The organism is Hyphomicrobium sp. DY-1, assembly GCF_047497105.1.
Classification (GTDB): Bacteria; Pseudomonadota; Alphaproteobacteria; order Rhizobiales; family Hyphomicrobiaceae; genus Hyphomicrobium_B.
Genome location: NZ_CP134870.1, coordinates 4,151,947 through 4,169,185, shown reverse-complemented (window position 1 = coordinate 4,169,185; position 17,239 = coordinate 4,151,947). Strand labels below are relative to the sequence as shown.

The window sequence follows — 17,239 nt, the reverse complement described above, 5'->3', positions numbered from 1 at the left end:
GTTCAAGATCGTCATCAAAATTCCCCACCCCCTTGCGGGGAGGGGTTAGCGGTGGGGGCTATAGCCCCCCACCACGCGCTTTGCGCCACCCTCCCCGCAAGGGGGAGGGTTCAATCGAATATCTAAGCAGCCGGCTTGTCGCCACCGCGCCGGAAGCGTGATTTTTTCTTCGCGGCAGCCTCAGCAAGAAGCTTGAGCTTTTCCTGCTCGGTATTCGGCATGACGATGCCGCCCGATAGAATAATCTTGGCCGCTTCCTCGACCGTCATGTTCAGGAACACCACGTTCGAGCGCGGCACAAAACAGATGAAGCCCGTCGGCGGCACAATGCCGGTCGGCATGAAGACGGTCAGCAGATCGCCCTCACCGCCGGGTTGCACGTCCTTGATCTCGCCGGTCGTCTCCCCCGTCACGAACACGAGGCTCCAGATCTCTTTCGAGGGGAATTCGATCATCCCCACCTTCTGAAAGCTCTGGCTTGGACCCGTTGTCGAGATCACGCTCTCAAAGATCTGCTTAAGCGCGCCGTAAACGTTACGGACGATCGGCGTGCGCGACATCATCAGTTCGCCGGAAGACACCAGCGCACGGCCGAGAAGGTTTGCAGCGAGCGCGCCTATCAGCGTTAAACCGAAAACCGCGATGACCAGCCCGAAGCCTGGAACCGGAAACGGCAAATAGGTGTCGGGATTGAACCAGGTCGGCAAGAGCGGCTTGATCCAGGCGTCGATCCAATGGATCACGCCCCACATCAGCCAAAGCGTAATGGTGACGGGGCCGACGATGACGAGGCCCGTCAAAAACGCGTTGCGAAAACGCGAGCCGAGCCGCCAGCCTGTTTTTCCGCTGTCGCTCGCAAGGCGCTTGAGGCCCGCTGTCAATTGCGCGTCGGACGGCGTAACGCCCATCACGCGACGGACATCGTGCTCAGGATCAACCGGGGGAGGAACCATTCTCTCCTACTCGAGCATCAGACCCGACGGAGGGACGGGCATCCCTCAGTTTGTCACGACCAGACAGTCAAGGCCACTGCTTCTGAGTTTGTTGCAGAGGCTTCGCGGCTCGGCTTGCGAAGCGTAGCCGCCGATACGAACCCGATAGAAGGTGCCCATGCTGCCAATCACTGCGGAATCGACGACCGGCCGATGATTGCCAAGCTCCGCACCGTGCTCCGCCATGAGCTTCTGAGCCAACGCATCGGCCTGAGCCTTCGAGCGCAGCGCTGCGATATGGATCTTGAACTTGCCCTTCGTCACGACAGGCGCAGCAGGTTGCGCTTCTCGCGAATAGGACGCCTTCTCGGCGCGGATCACATCATGTTGGCCATGGTTTGCAACAGTCGTCGCACTGCTCCAGCTTGATGTCTCGGGCGCAACCGCAACGGTCGATGCCGTCGTCACGCCAGCCGGTGGCGGTGCTGCGGGCGCCGGCGCAGACGAGCCGCCGCCGCTGAACATGTTTGAGAAGAAACCGGACACATTCCCCGGAATGGCGGTGACCGTCTGAGTGAACGACGATCCTGTGCTTGGCGCTGCTGCGACAGGCGCGGGCTCCGGTTGTGGCTGCGGCGTGGACGACTGTCCCCAGCCGAAGAAGCCCGCAATGCCCGATGACGCAGGCTTTGCCGGGGTCCCGGCGACACTGCCAGCAGCAGCAGACTGAAGTGTCGTTTCGCCATTGACGGGCGAAGGCGTGCTCTCAGCCGACGCCGCGTCCGTATTGGCGGCTGCCTTCTGGGCATTGGCGGCCTCGGCGACGGCCGCGGCCGACAGCCCTGCGGAACCGGCGTTCGGTCCTGGCGCTGCATTCGCAGTCACATTCGACGCCGGTGCTGAAGCGACGGCAGGTGTGCCGATAACGCGCTGGTCGGGTCGGCTGCCGGTATCCGAAAGGCCGGCCATGCTGTAGGCCTCTGACCGCTCGGCCATCGCCGACTTCTGCTCATCGGGGCTCAATCCGTTTTTCAGCCAGATCGCGCTTGTGAGATCGGAAATCGCCAGACCTGCTTGATTGTCCTTTTTGTAGGCCCGGCCGCGTGTAAACATTGCCTTGGCCAATTCCGGCGACGACAGCTTGCCGGATTTAATCGCCACCGATAGCTGTTCGATCGACGGCTTGAATTTCCCGGCGGCATAAGCCTTGAGGCCAGCATCATAGGCTTTTTTGGCCGCTTCGGTCTCGGCAGCCTTCTGAGCGGCATCGCCACCCGCACCAGCCTGCGGACCTTGCGCCGACGGACCTGCAGGCCCGCTCGCTGCTTTTGCCTTACGCGCCTCGCCGATAGACGGCCAAACCGCAAGGGTGCTTGCAAATACGCACGCCACAGTAGCAGCGAGCGCCGCCTGGCGCGCGAGCACTTGGAATTGCGTCATCTCCCGTACCTTCCCCAATGGTCACGTTCTGAAGTGGCGTAACCCTCCCTTCGCGCTGATAATTGAACCAGCGGAACGAGGCGAATTAAGGGCCCCCACCCCCAATGCGCCGGCTTTGGGCTACTCCACCGTAACTGACTTCGCCAGATTCCTGGGTTGGTCAACGTCGGTCCCCATCAGCACCGCCGTCTGATAGGCGATGAGCTGAGTAGGAACAGCATAGATCATTGGCGCGACAAATGGGTCAACCTTTGGCATCGGGATATGCCCGGCAAGTTTACATCCGGCCTTGTCCGGATCGGCATCCGAAATCAGGATGACCTGCCCGCCCCGCGCCGCGACCTCCTGAAGGTTCGAAACCGTTTTCTCGAACAGTTCGTCCTCCGGTGCCACCACGACGACCGGCACGCTTTCGTCGATCAGCGCGATGGGGCCGTGCTTCAGCTCGCCAGCGGCGTAGCCCTCGGCGTGGATGTAAGAAATTTCCTTAAGTTTCAACGCGCCTTCGAGGGCGATGGGGAAGCTCGATCCGCGCCCCAGGTACAGCACATCGTCCGCTTTTGCCAGTTCGTGAGCGACGGCCAGATAGGCCTCATCGCTCCTCAGAATGGACGCCACATGCCGGGGCACTTCCATCAGAGATTTGATGAGAGATGCCTCCTGCTCAGCCGTGATCGTGTTCCGCGCCCGGGCGATCGCAATTGCGAGACAGGCCAGAACCGAAAGCTGGCAAGTGAACGCTTTTGTCGACGCAACTCCGATTTCCGGCCCCGCCAGCGTCGGCAACGCGGCATGTGATTCGCGCGCGATCGTCGACGTCCGGACGTTCACGATGGACGCAATACGCTGGCCGTTGGCCTTGGCGTACCGAAGCGTCGCGAGCGTGTCGGCCGTCTCGCCGGATTGAGAAACGAAGACCGCCAAGCCTTTTTCCGGCAGCGGCGCCTCGCGATAACGCATTTCCGATGCGACATCGATATCGACCGGGACGCGTGCGAACCGCTCGATCCAGTATTTTGCGACGAGCCCGGCATAATAGGCCGTGCCGCACGCCGAGATCGTAACCCGGCTGATCGTCGATAGATCGACGCCGAGATCGGGAAAACGTACGCGCCCAGCCGTCATGTCGAGGTAATTCGCCAGCGTGTGCGAAATCACCTCCGGCTGCTCGTGAATTTCCTTCGCCATGAAATGGCGATAGTTGCCCTTGTCGATCAACAGAGAGCTCGCAACGGCTTTGACGAGCGGCCGCTCGACGCGGACACCGTCGATATTGAAGATCTCGGCGCCCGAACGGCGCAGAACAGCCCAGTCGCCTTCCTCGAGATAAGTGATTGCATCCGTGAACGGCGCAAGGGCGATGGCGTCCGAACCGAGATACATTTCGCCGGAACCGTGCCCGATTGCGAGCGGCGAACCCTTTCGCGCCGCGATCATCAGATCCTCTTCACCCGCAAAAATGATGCCGAGCGCAAAAGCCCCCTGCAAATGCTGCAAAGCATTGCGGACGGCCTCGATGGGCTTCGCACCTCGATCCATCTCTTCCGTGATGAGATGAACGACGGCTTCGGTGTCCGTGTCAGTCTCGAACTTGTGGCCCTTCGCCTCAAGCTGCGTCCGCAGCTCGCGGAAATTCTCGATGATGCCGTTATGGACGACGGACACCTTGCCGGTCATGTGCGGATGCGCATTGCGCTCCGTTGGGCGTCCGTGCGTCGCCCAGCGCGTATGGCCGATGCCTGTGCGCCCTCCCAGCGGCTCAGAGATCAGCCGCTTTTCGAGATTGCGAAGTTTGCCCTCGGCACGCCGGCGCTCAATACCTGTGCCTTCGACCGTCGCGATGCCGGCCGAATCATATCCACGGTATTCGAGCCGCCGCAGGGCATCGACCAGATTGGTCGAAACCGACGATTTCCCGAGAATTCCGACGATCCCACACATTGGACCGGTCCCCCGAATGCGCTTCCCCTTATCCGACGATGAAGCCGGTTAAGGATGTTCTCAAATCACAGTATATTTCAAAGCCCCGCACGTGCCGAGCGCACGCCAATTCCGCAACTGGTTAACAGTTACTTTTTTTGCGCCGCTTTGCGACGGGACATCATGATGCGGAACTTCTCCGCCCACCCAGGACGCTCCTCCTGCGCACTCCGCTCCAGCGCCAGCGCGCCGGGGCTGACATCCTTGGTGATGACGCTTCCTGAACCGATGTAGGCGCCCTTCCCGATCTTCACCGGCGCCACAAGCGACGAATTCGATCCAACGAAAGCTTCCTCTCCAACCTCTGTCAGCTGCTTGTTAAAGCCATCGTAGTTGCAGAAGATCGTGCCCGCGCCGATGTTCGCCCGCGCCCCGACGCTGCCATCGCCCAGGTAGGAGAGATGATTTGCTTTGGCTCCTGCCCCGAGCGTCACGTTCTTGACCTCGACGAAATTGCCGATGTGAACGTTCTCGCCGAGACGCGCTCCCGGCCTCAGCCGTGCGAATGGGCCAAGTCTGACACCCTTGCCGACGACTGCCCCCTCGACATGGCAAAACCCCAGTATTTCGGCACCTTCTTCGACAGTGACGCCTGGCCCAAATATGACATTTGGCTCAATCCTGACGTCGCCCGCGATCCTGGTGTCGAAACTCAGCCAGACCGTCTCCGGCGCAATCATCGTCACGCCATCGCGCATGAACTTCGAACGCATACGCCGCTGCCATATCGCTTCGGCCTGCGCGAGTTGCTCTCGGCTATTGACGCCAACGACATCGTCCTCGTCGCATACGACGACCGTCGCACGCACACCGGCCTCGCGACCGACCGCAACGGCGTCTGTGAGATAGAATTCGCCCTTCGCATTGTCGCAGCCGATGCGCGCCAGAAGAGCGGCGAGGTCCGGCACTCGAAAGGCCATGACACCTGAGTTGCAGAGATCGATATTCCGCTCCGCATCGCTCGCGTCCTTCTCCTCACGGATCGCTGTCAACGTGCCTGTATCGTCGAGCAGCAATCGGCCGTAGCCCGTGGGGTCCTTCGGCCGAAAGCCCAGCACCGCAATCCCAGCACCACCATCCAGAGCATCGCGCATCTCGGCGATCACTTCCGGCCGGACGAGCGGCGTATCGGCAAACAGCACGATAACGTCGAGACCTTTGCTATCCGGAAACGCAGGTTTGGCCGCCAGCACAGCATCCGCCGTCCCGCGTTGGTTCGCCTGCTCGAATATCTGAACATCCGGGACGAGCCGTTTCGCTTCTGCAGCAACGGCCTCAGCACCGGGAGCTACCACGACAGCAAATCTGCCGCCGGTCGAGGACGCCGTCCCAAGAACGTGCGCCAACATCGACTGCCCGGCAATCTTGTGAAGCACCTTTGGCAGCGACGACTTCATCCGTGTGCCCTTGCCAGCGGCAAGCACGACATAGAGACAGGGCCGGGGACTCATGGATGACCTTGCGTTTCAACTACAGCCTGGGTCGGAACGCGAACGCCAAGATGCCCGCGCGCACAGCCCACTCCTGCCATACCGCCTGCCCTCCATGCGCTGCAAGGCCTGCATCCGCAACCGCTTCAGTCTCCTTGGAAAGACGGCTTGACCAAATGCCGCCACAGCCGCTTTGCCGTGGTTTTACTGACGGATAGCCGATCTGCAGCATCTCGGCCTTCGTCCACAGCTTCGCGCATGTTTCCCCCGCCATGCCATTGCGGCAGCCGCAAGGCCGAACCAACCTCATCCACGTAGTGAAAATGATTCGGGGAAGCTCCGCTCGCCCGGAGCACCCGCAAGGCAGTAGGACGACACACGCCATGACGAAGCCCGCAACCGATAAGCCGATGCGCCCGAAAGCCAACGCTTCGCCCTATTCGGCCGCTTGGGCCGTACTTGGTGTTGCAGGCCTTGGCTATCTTGGCATCGCGTTTTTTGCGCCGCAGCTCCTTCCCGATCTGTCGCATGGCCGTCAGCACGCCGCCGAGACGACCGTCATGAAGGTGTCCGCGGACGTCGAGACCCTGAAAGCGTCGCTGAGCAAGATCGAAAGCGATATTTCGATAGTCAAAGCCGACGTCGCAACGCAAGCGACCCAGACCGAGCAACTGAGTTCGCAAGTGGCAGCGCTTGACGACAAGGTCCGCGTCGCCCAGGCGCAGACACCGGCTGTGACCACCACCGCATCGGCCGCTCAGCCCACGGGGACGGACGCCGCCCCGGTCGATGACGCAGATGGCGGCCCTGCTCCGCCGAAGATCATCAACTCGCCCCCGCGCGTCGGCGCGCCGATCGAAACCGGCAGCGTTGATAAGAAATCTGCAAACAAGCCAATTTCGTTCGGTCCGGCCGTCGTGAAACCGGCACCGCACCCCTACGGCATCCAGATCGCAACCGATCCTTCGATCGACGGTCTACGGATCACTTGGGGAGCCCTGTCGCAAATTCACCCCGAGCAGCTCAGCCAATTGAAAGCCCGCTATGCCGACGTTGGTACCGCAGGCAATCCCAATTACGGTTTGATTGCCGGACCGGTAAAGTCGAAGGCTGAAGCACGTAAGCTGTGCAAAGAGCTTCTGGCGCAATCGATCAGCTGCAAGGTCAGCGATTATCGCGGCAACGTGCTCTAAAACTCTAAGAAAGCGGCGGGCCTTCTCTATTTGGTTGCCCGCACAAAGAAAGGGGCCGTCGGGAACGGCCCTTTTTCATGGACTCGGCGAGTTATGGGCTGGCCGTGTTGAACGTATCGCACGCATCCATGCGACCCGACTCCAGACCGGCTTTGAACCAGTGGACGCGCTGTGCTGCCGTGCCGTGCGTGAACGCATCGGGCACGACCCGGCCCGTCATGCGCCGCTGGATCATGTCGTCACCAATCTGAGACGCAGCGTTGAGCGCCTCTTCGACGTCGCCCGGCTGTAATCGCTTCTTCATCTGATCGTTGAGATTGGCCCACACACCGGCCAGGCAGTCCGCTTGCAGTTCGGTCCGAACCTGAATCTGGTTGGCCGTCGCTTCGTCGCCTGCACGCTCCTTCAGCTCCTGCACCTTCTGCAAAATGCCGAGCTGGTTCTGTACGTGGTGCCCAACCTCGTGCGCAATGACGTAAGCCTGCGCAAAATCTCCGGCCACGTTGAAGCGGCGCTTCAGCTCGTCATAGAATGCAAGGTCGATGTAGACCTTCTGATCGAGCGGGCAATAGAACGGCCCCATCGCCGTCTGGCCGACGCCACACTGCGTACGCGTCGCGCCGTTGTAGATGACGAGCTTAGGATCGGGATAATTGCGTCCGAAGCTCTTGAACACCGACGTCCAAACGTCCTCGGTGTCGGCAAGCACCTTGCCGATAAACTCCTTCTCGGCGTCGTCATTGTTCGCCGTTTTCGACTGGGATCCCGGCAAACCCGGAATGTTCGACGGCGAACGATCAGGCCGCTCCGTCGTCTGTGGCAGTTGCGGCATCTGAATCTGGCTGTTCGGTCCAAGCAGAACGTCGAGCGGGTTGATGCCGAAGAACAGCATCACCGCACCGATGATCAGCAGCGTTGTAATGCTGAACCCGCCGCGGCCGATCGGGATTTGAATGCCATTGCCGCCCGGAAACTGAAAACCTCCGCCGCCGCCGTCTTGACCGCGACGGTCCTCGACATTGCTGCTTTCCCGGTCATTTTGATCGTAGCGCATCGCGGACCTTCATTATGACGATTGCATTACGATCCGGCAGCCGAACATCAGCGCAGAGCGCAACGCTTTGCGCCCATACTGCACGGGGAAATAGCCTTTACAAGGGCCTCCTTGGTGGCCCCGGGCAGCGCAGTGCGACTAGGATTGCGGTTCCTCGCCGCGAACACGCTTCGTCTTCGAAACACCCGGCAGCGCCAGTAGTTCTGGCATTGCAGCAAGGCCTTTTGTCTTCGCCAGCGGCCGCAGAAGCCCACGGACGGCGCGTGAGGCAGCGACAGTTCCCTGATCTGCATATGCCTCGTGATTGCGCTCGATCTCTGCAAGATCGTAGCGATAGTTGACCATCAGGCCATGCGCCTCACGCAGCCCCTTTTCGGATGTATCGCCCAGCCAGTTCAGCCGTTCGAGCCGCGCGCCGTTTCCGAGATGAAAGCGCGCAACCTGATCGACGGGGCGTTCATCGCTCGAGCGCGCAGAGAGATAATAATAGGCGGCAAGCCCCATCAGTGCCGACTTCAGTTCGTCCGTGCCGGGTGCATCCTTGACGGCATCCTCGACCCAGCGCGGATCGCGCAGGCGCGTGAGCGCCTTGCGATCCTCGGCGCTGACCGGCACGTCGCTGCCGCTTGCCAGCGCCCGATCGACCCAACGCGCGAAACTCGGCGCCGGCGATAGCGTCACGAACGTCTTCAATGTCGAAACATCGCGCGCCAGGTCTTCGACCACCTGCTTCAGAAGGAAGTTGCCGAACGAGACGCCTTTGAGGCCCTCCTGGCAATTTGAGATCGAATAGAACACGGCCGTCGTCGGTGGCGCATCATCGTCCGTTGAACGGCCGTCGAGCACGGTCGAGATCGCATCGGGCGTATCGCGCATCAGCGCGACCTCGACGAAGATCAGCGGCTCATCGACCAGCGCCGGATGAAAGAACGCGAAGCAACGCCGGTCCTTCGGATCGAGACGACGGCGCAAGTCATCCCAGCCGCGAATTTCGTGCACCGCTTCGTATTGAATGATCTTTTCCAGGATCGCCGCCGGCGTTTGCCAGTCGATACGGCGAAGCACGAGAAAGCCGCGGTTGAACCATGACCCGAGCAGTCGTTCGAGATCACGATCAACGGCAGCCAGCCCCTCGTCCGACTTGATATGACGAACAAGGTCAGCCCGCAGCGCCACAATTTCGGCGGTCGCTCCGGGCGCCAGGTTGAGCCGCCGGAAAAATTCCAGTCTCGGGCTATAGGAGGCTCTCTGCAGCCGCCCGAGCGTTTTCTCTGATGGGTTGTCGAGGTAATTCCGCGCCGCCTCGGCAACGTCGGCGGCGTCGGGTTGCAGATCCTCCGCGAGAAAATGATAGAACGCCAGCCGTTCCTCGCTGCTCGCCTTCTTGAGCTGATTGAGAAGCTGCCGCGCAATCGCGACCCCAGAGGCTTCACCCCGGCCGGACATCAGCGCCCGCGACAGAACCTCAATCGACTCTCCCGCGCTGTCGCGGAACAGCGCCTTCGGCAGCAGCGCCCGCCCCTGCTCGGCAACGGTGGCCATCAATTCCTGAAAGAACGAGACGTTGACGCGGTCTGCCATGGGTGTGGATCGGGCTCCTGTCGTTAACGTTTGCTTAACCGTATCGGTCGAGCATCCCGTCGTTGCTTGTATAGGGCATTTTCCCCATGACCGATCGCTTTTCAACCGGCTCACCGTCGTCGAGTCTCGGCGCGGCAAATAACGACACCGGCCGCGTGGCCTTTTGCGGCCCGTATGTGCTCTCCGCGATCACCGGCTACGGCATTTCGAAGATCGAAGATGTCATTCGCGAAGGGCGCGAGTTGCCTCCGCACCGCAAGCCGGTCGTGCGCGGAACCTATTCCGACGAGGTCGAAGCCGCGCTCGCCTATTTCGGTTACCGCATGGAGCTGAAAGAAAGCCACATGCACCGCGCCAGGAAAGAACGGCCGACGTTCTGGACGTGGATGCAAAAACCCAGAAGCGCCTGGGCCTATTACATTTTGGCCATCCACAAGGGTAAGGAGGGCCACTGGATTCTCGTGAAGGGCGTCAAGATGTGCGACACCTTCACCGAAGGGAAATGGACATTCGTGGTCGACGGCCCCCATCGCGGCTGCCGGATCATGGAAATATTCGAAGTGCGCAAGGCCCACGACGCCTGATTTCGCTCCTGAACCGACAGTTTCCTTCCATGAACGCCGCCTGAACCTGCGCGTCAGGGCTTATTCAAACCTTTGAGCCTATGGTCCTTCCAACACTGGTTGTGGGGGACTTGGCAAAGGAGAAAGGCCGTGTCCGAATTTCTGCGTTCCGGCGCCATCATGCTGATGGCCGTCGCGGTAATGGCTGCAGGCGTTATCGTCTTTTTCTACGGTTGAGCCGCGGCACTTGATATGGCGCAAGACCGGCGCCCGAAACGTCTTGTCGCGACCTGCAAGTTACGCCACTTAAAGGGGGGCCTTTCCGGGCCCCTTTTTCATTGGCGACACGCGGCACCTCTTGGCTGATATCTCATACTCTCTCATCAAAGATGCGCAGGCGCGCCTGACCGATTACCTGACGCCGTCGATCCGGCTCGGCGTGACAGGCCTGTCCCGCGCCGGCAAGACGGTCTTCATTACAGCGCTCGTCCGTAATCTTGTCAGCGGCGGCCGCCTGCCCTTTTTCGCTGCCGACGCTGAGCACCGCATCGTCCGCGCCTACCTCGAACCCCAGCCCGACGACAGCATTCCGCGCTTCGACTATGAGGCGCATTTGGCGGACCTGCTCGCAACACCGCCGCGCTGGCCCGAAAGCACCCGGCGCATCTCGGAGTTGCGCGTCACCATCGAATACCGCTCGGCTTACGCTCTTAAGCGCCTCGCCGGATATTCGAAGCTGCACGTTGATATCGTCGATTACCCCGGCGAATGGCTGATCGACCTGCCGATGCTGGAGCAGGACTTCCGCGCTTTCTCGGCTGGCGCCCTGGCGCTCGCACGTTCGCCGTCGCGCGCCGAGTATGCCAAGCCGTTTCTCGATTTTCTCGCCGGCACCGATCCGGCCGCCGCCGAAGACGAGCAGATCGCCATTACCGGCGCAAAACTCTTCACGGCTTACCTGCGCGCCATGCGCGATAGCGGCGCCCAATCGACGCTCGCCCCTGGCCGCTTCCTGCTGCCGGGCGAACTCGACGGCTCGCCCTTGCTGACATTCTTTCCGATGCCGCTGACGTCTGAAGAACGCCCGCCCCGCGGTTCGCTCGCCGCGATGATGATGCGCCGCTTCGAGAGCTACAAGTCATCCGTCGTCAAACCGTTCTTCAACGATCACTTCGCCAGGCTCGACCGCCAGATCGTGCTGGTCGATGTGCTGACAGCGCTGCATCGCGGAGCCGACGCCGTTGGCGATCTCGAACGCGCCATGACCGATATTTTGCGTGCCTTCCGCCCCGGCGCCAACTCATGGCTTTCGATGTTCCTCGGACGGCGCATCGACCGTGTCTTGTTCGCAGCGACAAAGGCCGACCACCTTCCCGCCTCCAGCCACGATCGCCTCGAGGCTATCCTGAAAGAAATCGTCGACGAAGCAGTGAAGCGCGCGCAAACCGAAGGCGCGGGCGTTCATGCGCTTGCGTTGTCAGCCCTGCGCGCCACCCGCGAGGCGACCGCCAAGCAAGGCAGCGAAAGCCTCCCCTGTCTCCGCGGTACACCGATCAAAGGCGAGCGCATCGGCACCGTGACGTTCGACGGAACGGCCGAAGCCGCAATCTTTCCGGGCGACCTTCCCGCCGACCCGGCCGCTGCGCTGAACGCTGCGCGCCACGCAAAATCGGCCTCTCTTGAACTCGTCCGCTTCGCACCGCCGAAGCTCATCGATACACTGCCCGACGGCAAACCAGCCGCCTTCCCGCATATCCGGTTGGACCGCGCACTCGATTTCCTGATCTCGGACTATCTCTCATGAGCTTCGAGGACAACGCCCCGCCGCCGCGAAAACCCCGTGTCTTCAAGGCAGACGACATCACCGAAGATACGGACTTCACCGCCGACGACATTCGCGACGGCGGCGCCGTGACGTCACGGCGTTCGGACGTTCCCGCACGGCGTTTGTCGGTCAACGATATCAATCGTGGCTTCCGTTTCGGCAGCGTCATGCTTTCAGCGATGGCGGCGCTAGCATCGATTGCGGCAGGACTCTGGTTCACGCGCTTCGTTTCAATCGCGCTCGAACGTCAGGACTGGGTCGGCTGGGTCGCCTTCGGACTGATGGTCATCATCGGACTGGCCCTGCTCGGGATCGTCCTGCGCGAACTCCTCGGGTTCCGCCGCCTTGCACGCCTCGCAAAACTGCGTTCCCTCGTCCGCGCGACGCTCGCCAAGCCCGATGTCGCGGCCGAACGCAAAGCTGTCTCTGCCTTGCTCGCCCATTACCGCGGCCGTCCCGATCTTTCCTGGGGTTTGGCGCGGGTCAAAGACCATTCCGGCGATGTTCTAGAGCCCGGCGAGTTGCTTCGCCTATCGGATCGCGAGCTGCTGCGTCCGCTCGACGGCGAAGCCCGCAAGGTCATCCTGGCGTCCGCGAAACGCGTCGCAACGGTGACTGCGCTTTCTCCCATCATGTGGATTGCGATGGGCTACGTGCTTGTCGAGAACGTTCGCATGTTCCGCGCGATCGCGAGCCTCTACGGCGGACGCCCGGGTCTTCTTGGCGCCCTCCGCCTCGGACGCAACGTCATCGGCCACATCATCGCGACCGGCGGCATCGCCATGACGGACGACTTGCTCGGCCAATTCGTCGGGCAGGATGTGCTGCGGCGACTGTCGCGGCGTCTCGGCGAAGGCGCGTTCAACGGTGCACTCACCTCACGCCTGGGCGTAGTTGCCGTCGAGGTGATCCGGCCGCTCCCCTACCTCGACTCCGAACCACTACGCGTGCGCGAGATCTTCAACGAATTGGTCCGTTCGCTGCGTGGCGTTGACAAGCAGGCCGAAGGTTAGACAAGAGCATCTGCGAGAGGGCGGCTCGCTAGGCCGCTGCAGCGTCCGGCAGCGGGCTAAGTGCACCGGGCGTCGTCATCTTCCGTTCCCAATCGCGCGACCTGTGCCCGGCATCGACCAAAACCGGCGGCGGCCTGCGGTCTTCATTCGTCGCCAACGCCCACCGCTCGATGGGACCGGCACGGCGTGACGTCAGCCAGCTTACCGGTCCTGCCAGAATGAGCCCGCCGATCACCGGCGACATCCAGGCGAGAAGCGCCGGGGAAACCGTATATGTGATGGCCCCGACGATGCCGCCGATGGCGGTCTGCCAGCGCGCAAACCACATCGCATCATCAAACGTGATCGCACCGTCGTTGCGCTTCTGCGGCTTCCATCCGGAATCCCGCCCGGCGAGGATTTCGGCGGCACCGACTGTCTGCGTCACCATGAAGATCGGCGCGATGAGCATCGAATAGACCGTCTCGATCAGCACCCCGATTGTCACCCGAATGGCGCCAAAGAAATTCCGCTCCTTGCGCATCTGCTTCCAAGCGAGCAGCAGGCCGAGTGCCTTAGGCAATAGAACAACGACCATCGTGCCCAAGAACAGACGCAACGCAGCGCCAGGATCGATCGTCGGCCAGATTGGAAACAAGGTCTTGTCATCGCGGAAGTAGCTCGGAATCATCTGCTGGCCTTGCAGCGCCAGCACGACACCGACGATGAGCGACATCGCCCAGACGCCCGAAATCAGATAGGAAGCCGCTCCCATACCGAGGTGCAGGCGACCCATCGGCGTCAGCCCCGGTTGCGAGACGATGGCCAGATGCTGGAGGTTGCCCTGCGCCCAGCGCCGGTCCCGCGCCACCACATCGATGATGTTCGGCGGCATGCCTTCGTAAGACCCTTCGAGCGATGGCATCATGTGCACGCCATAGCCTGCGCGCTGCAGCAAAACCGCCTCGACGAAATCATGGCTCATAATGTGGCCACCGAACGGCTTGCGACCGGGAAGGTCAGGCAGCCCAGCCGCCGACGCAAACGCCGCCGTGCGAATGATCGCGTTATGGCCCCAGTAGTTGCCCTGGTCGCGGTGCCAGAACGCAATGCCTGCGGCCACCGCCGGACCGTAGGTATTGCACGCGAATTGCTGCAGGCGCTGCAGAAGCGTCTCGCCGCCAACCAGACGCGGTACGGTCTGAATGAGGCCTGCCTTGGGATCGCCTTCCATCGCAGCCGCCAGCGAAACCAGCGTGCCGCCCGACATCACGCTGTCGCCATCGAGAATAATGAAAGACTCATAAGAGGCCCCGAAACGCTCGACCCAGTCGGAGATGTTTCCAGCCTTGCGCGCCGTGTTCTTCATTCGGCGGCGATAGTAGACCGACGCGATATCGTCGAGTTCGAGCGCAAGCGCTCGATAGACGGCCGCCTCCTTCGCGCCATCCTCGTCGCCGCGCGTATCGGACAGCACAAACACGTCGAAATTATCATTGCGGCCGAGGTCTGCGAGTTCACGCACCATCGCCTCGATCGCACCCGCAATCCGCGCGGGGTCTTCGTGATAAACTGGAAACAGCAACGCCGTGCGCCCGGTCAGTGACGACGACGGGGGCGGCGGCTCGATGGTATCGGGCTGCTCGCCAATGAACAGCGGCAGAAATCCCAACGCCGCGCTCAGGCTGCCAATGGCGATCCATCCGAACGCGATCGTTGACAGAATGAGAAAGAGAAACTGGACCGGCGTAATGACGACGAACGACAGGATGCTGAACAGCTCGTGCCCAAAGGCGGCGGTCAGCACTGCAGCGCCAGCAAAGATCGCCGTACGCGGCACCCAATATCCGCGCCGCCGAACTTCAGTGCTCGCGTGCGCCGGCGTGGAAAAATCCTGCGTCGGCATATCGAGCGGCGCCGTCGGCGGTAAATGCCGCCACGGTCCCGCGTCGGGCGATGTTTTGGAATACGATGTGACTTCCGGCATCTCGCCTATGAAGTTCTCGTTTACGGCTTTGTCCATCGATAGAGCCAGGTCTCCGAGACGGGTTGATCGCCTGCCTTCAGAACGCAACGAAGTTCGATGAGTTCATTGTCGCCCGTGGCCAGATTAAACGAGACACGAACGCCGGAGATTTCAGGATTTCGCTGGACATTGATGTTGGAAATTTGACCAGCGCTCGCAGACAAATCCACGGCTGGCAGATCCTTCGCGTCCTTGACCGACGGTCCTGCCAGATCGATGACGAAAACAATGATGCCTGGCTTTTTGCCATTTCCCACACGCGTCTTGACGACGCGGGCGCCGGCCCAGGCTTCCGGGACATCCCTGCCCCAGTAGATCTTGTAGTTAAAGAGATGCGGACCGCCAGCTGCCAATTGCTTTGATGGTTTCCAATAGGCGGCGATATTATCGTGAATCTCATCTTCAATGGGGATCTCGACAAGCTCGACGAACCCTTCCCCCCACGGACCTTCCGGCTCGACCCAGACCGAAGGCCGACGCTCGAAATGACTTTCGAGGTCTTCGTAGTTGTGGAAGTCGCGGTCGCGCTGCCAAAGCCCGAAGCCCTTCGGGTCCTTGTCCATGAAGGCGCTGAGCTGCAGGGTCTTCGGATTGTTTAACGGCCGCCACAGCCGCTCGCCGCCGCCATTGATCATGGCGAGCCCTTCACTGTCGTGAACAGCGGGGCGAATGTCTTCGACCCGTCTCTGGCTCGATTGTCCATGGAAGAACATGCTCGTGAGCGGACCAATCCCGACATGGCTCAAGGCGACACGCGGATATAAGGTTGCCTCGACATCCATAACCGTCGTCTCTCCCGGCGAGATCGCAAACCGGTAGGCGCCGGTCGTCGACTGACTATCGAGTAACGCATGGATGACCAGTTCGGTTGCGATCGACTTCGGCCGTTCGATCCAAAAGCTACGGAAAAATGGGAACTCTTCGCCGCCGGGCTGCGCGGTATTGAGCGCCAGGCCGCGAGCCGATGCACCGTAGACCTGTCCACGGCCGACGGCTCGGAAGTAGCTCGCACCTTGGAAGACGGTGTACTCGTCGAAAGCGTCGGACCGGTTGATCGGCCCGTGGATACGAAACCCGGAAAATCCGAACGGCGCCGCATCGGGGCCCGGACCGATCAGCGGCCCAAACGAAAACAGCTTGTTGTCTGCAACCAGTCGAACCGCCTTACCGGCATCGACGATCCACAGATCGACCGGAACGTCATAGAGCCAGCCCATGGCAAACGGCTGAATCTGGAAATCGAGATGATCCCCTTTCCAGATCGCCTTCTCCGGCCGGAAGCGGATATCGCGGTACTGGCTGTAGCTCAGCTTATTGAACGGCGGCGGCAGATCCATCGTCGGCTTGACGAACGGCTGGTCCGAAAGCCGCTTGGCCTCCGTTTTTACCGTCGTCGTTCCGAAGGTCGTCCCCTGCTGGCTCTGTTGTGGCGCCGGCGACGCCCCATCCGCATAGGCATCTGTTACAGCCAACGCCATCTTGGCGAGGCCCATGGCAAAAGTTCCTGCGACCGCCTTCTCAAGCAGTACCCGGCGATCGACGATTTTTCCTGTCATTTCCGATATCAGCCAAACCTCGAGGCGCGCACGTTCCAGCCCAACGCTATCGCGAGACAGCACTGACGAACAGCCCACGACTGCTATCCAACGATTGTGGCAGATTTTCCACTCGCGAGACGTTGGCGTGTGACTTTCTCGTCAACGAATTATGAAGTTAGCAACCCGCCATTCGATGCATCCTACCGGGCAAGACCGCCCATAAAATCCCCTCGAAGAATTTTCATCATCAACCGTCGGCAGCCATAGGTTGCCCATACCCAAGCCTTTGGCTCCGGCAGTCCCAGCGGTCGGACGCCGATGCCAACATCAGGAAAGCCCTCTGGTCGATGCCCCTGCTGGTCCGCAAGCAGGTCGATTTCCTCAGACAGTTTTTTTATCACTGTCCACATCCCGTTATTCGCGCTCGTGCTGATTTGCGACCCTGCCGTGGTGGGCTTAAAGACCCTCCTAGCCGGATTAGTCGAAGCCGAACTCGCCTTTTTTGGGTGGATAAACGGCAAGCGCTCATCGACGCCAGCCTGCTTGCTCGACGCCATGCAGAACTGATTTCGCCAGGCGTTCGGGCACACTGATCGCTTCCAAGCCCAGTGCAGTGAACGCTTCGTGCTCGCGAGTTAGGCAGACCAGCCGGAAATGGTTGTCGTGACACACCCGTCGGCTTTTT

Annotated in this window: 13 protein-coding genes; 4 read left to right on the top strand and 9 right to left on the bottom strand. The window is 61.1% G+C overall.

Features of this window, described 5'->3' with window-relative positions:
- Nucleotides 1-122: 122 nt before the first annotated feature.
- From RLW41_RS20180 to glmU, 4 genes are all read right to left on the bottom strand, one after another.
- Entirely contained in the window at nt 123-953 is an 831-nt protein-coding gene (locus RLW41_RS20180) for a DUF502 domain-containing protein (protein WP_013947558.1), read from the bottom strand.
- Nucleotides 954-998: 45 nt separating this feature from the next.
- Nucleotides 999-2,372 (bottom strand): SPOR domain-containing protein, encoded by a 1,374-nt coding sequence (locus RLW41_RS20175; RefSeq protein ID WP_414462638.1) that lies wholly within the window; start codon nt 2,370-2,372, stop codon nt 999-1,001.
- Nucleotides 2,373-2,492: 120 nt separating this feature from the next.
- Nucleotides 2,493-4,313: a glutamine--fructose-6-phosphate transaminase (isomerizing) gene (glmS, locus tag RLW41_RS20170; protein WP_414462637.1), complete on the bottom strand. Its 1,821-nt coding sequence runs from the start codon at nt 4,311-4,313 to the stop codon at nt 2,493-2,495.
- A gap of 128 nt (nt 4,314-4,441) precedes the next feature.
- Entirely contained in the window at nt 4,442-5,803 is a 1,362-nt protein-coding gene (gene glmU, locus RLW41_RS20165) for a bifunctional UDP-N-acetylglucosamine diphosphorylase/glucosamine-1-phosphate N-acetyltransferase GlmU (RefSeq protein ID WP_414462636.1), read from the bottom strand.
- A gap of 362 nt (nt 5,804-6,165) precedes the next feature.
- Between glmU and RLW41_RS20160 the strand changes: the two genes are divergently transcribed.
- Nucleotides 6,166-6,975: an SPOR domain-containing protein gene (locus RLW41_RS20160; RefSeq protein ID WP_414462635.1), complete on the top strand. Its 810-nt coding sequence runs from the start codon at nt 6,166-6,168 to the stop codon at nt 6,973-6,975.
- A 91-nt stretch (nt 6,976-7,066) separates the two neighbouring features.
- Here the strand turns inward: RLW41_RS20160 and RLW41_RS20155 are convergent, their stop codons facing one another.
- Nucleotides 7,067-8,029 carry a neutral zinc metallopeptidase gene (locus tag RLW41_RS20155; RefSeq protein ID WP_414462634.1) on the bottom strand — a complete coding sequence of 321 codons (963 nt, stop codon included), beginning with the start codon at nt 8,027-8,029 and terminating at the stop codon, nt 7,067-7,069.
- 138 nt (nt 8,030-8,167) lie between these two features.
- Nucleotides 8,168-9,610: a malonyl-CoA decarboxylase gene (locus tag RLW41_RS20150; protein ID WP_013947551.1), complete on the bottom strand. Its 1,443-nt coding sequence runs from the start codon at nt 9,608-9,610 to the stop codon at nt 8,168-8,170.
- Between the two features lie 86 nt (nt 9,611-9,696).
- Here RLW41_RS20150 and RLW41_RS20145 point away from each other — a divergent pair, with 86 nt between their 5' ends.
- From RLW41_RS20145 to RLW41_RS20135, 3 genes are all read left to right on the top strand, one after another.
- Nucleotides 9,697-10,194 carry a hypothetical protein gene (locus RLW41_RS20145; RefSeq protein ID WP_013947550.1) on the top strand — a complete coding sequence of 166 codons (498 nt, stop codon included), beginning with the start codon at nt 9,697-9,699 and terminating at the stop codon, nt 10,192-10,194.
- 337 nt (nt 10,195-10,531) lie between these two features.
- Nucleotides 10,532-11,977: a YcjX family protein gene (locus RLW41_RS20140; protein ID WP_409559824.1), complete on the top strand. Its 1,446-nt coding sequence runs from the start codon at nt 10,532-10,534 to the stop codon at nt 11,975-11,977.
- Nucleotides 11,974-13,011 (top strand): YcjF family protein, encoded by a 1,038-nt coding sequence (locus RLW41_RS20135; RefSeq protein ID WP_414462633.1) that lies wholly within the window; start codon nt 11,974-11,976, stop codon nt 13,009-13,011. Before RLW41_RS20140 ends, RLW41_RS20135 begins: the two co-directional genes overlap by 4 nt.
- Before the next feature lie 28 nt (nt 13,012-13,039).
- Here RLW41_RS20135 and mdoH read toward each other — a convergent pair whose 3' ends face one another.
- From mdoH to RLW41_RS20120, 3 genes are all read right to left on the bottom strand, one after another.
- Nucleotides 13,040-15,013 carry a glucans biosynthesis glucosyltransferase MdoH gene (gene mdoH / locus RLW41_RS20130; RefSeq protein ID WP_414462632.1) on the bottom strand — a complete coding sequence of 658 codons (1,974 nt, stop codon included), beginning with the start codon at nt 15,011-15,013 and terminating at the stop codon, nt 13,040-13,042.
- Nucleotides 14,998-16,572 (bottom strand): glucan biosynthesis protein, encoded by a 1,575-nt coding sequence (locus RLW41_RS20125; RefSeq protein WP_409559821.1) that lies wholly within the window; start codon nt 16,570-16,572, stop codon nt 14,998-15,000. The genes mdoH and RLW41_RS20125 overlap by 16 nt, the downstream gene beginning before the upstream one ends.
- 182 nt (nt 16,573-16,754) lie before the next feature.
- Nucleotides 16,755-17,111, bottom strand: coding sequence for a hypothetical protein (locus RLW41_RS20120; protein WP_414462631.1), 357 nt, complete (start codon nt 17,109-17,111; stop codon nt 16,755-16,757).
- Nucleotides 17,112-17,239: the final 128 nt, after the last annotated feature.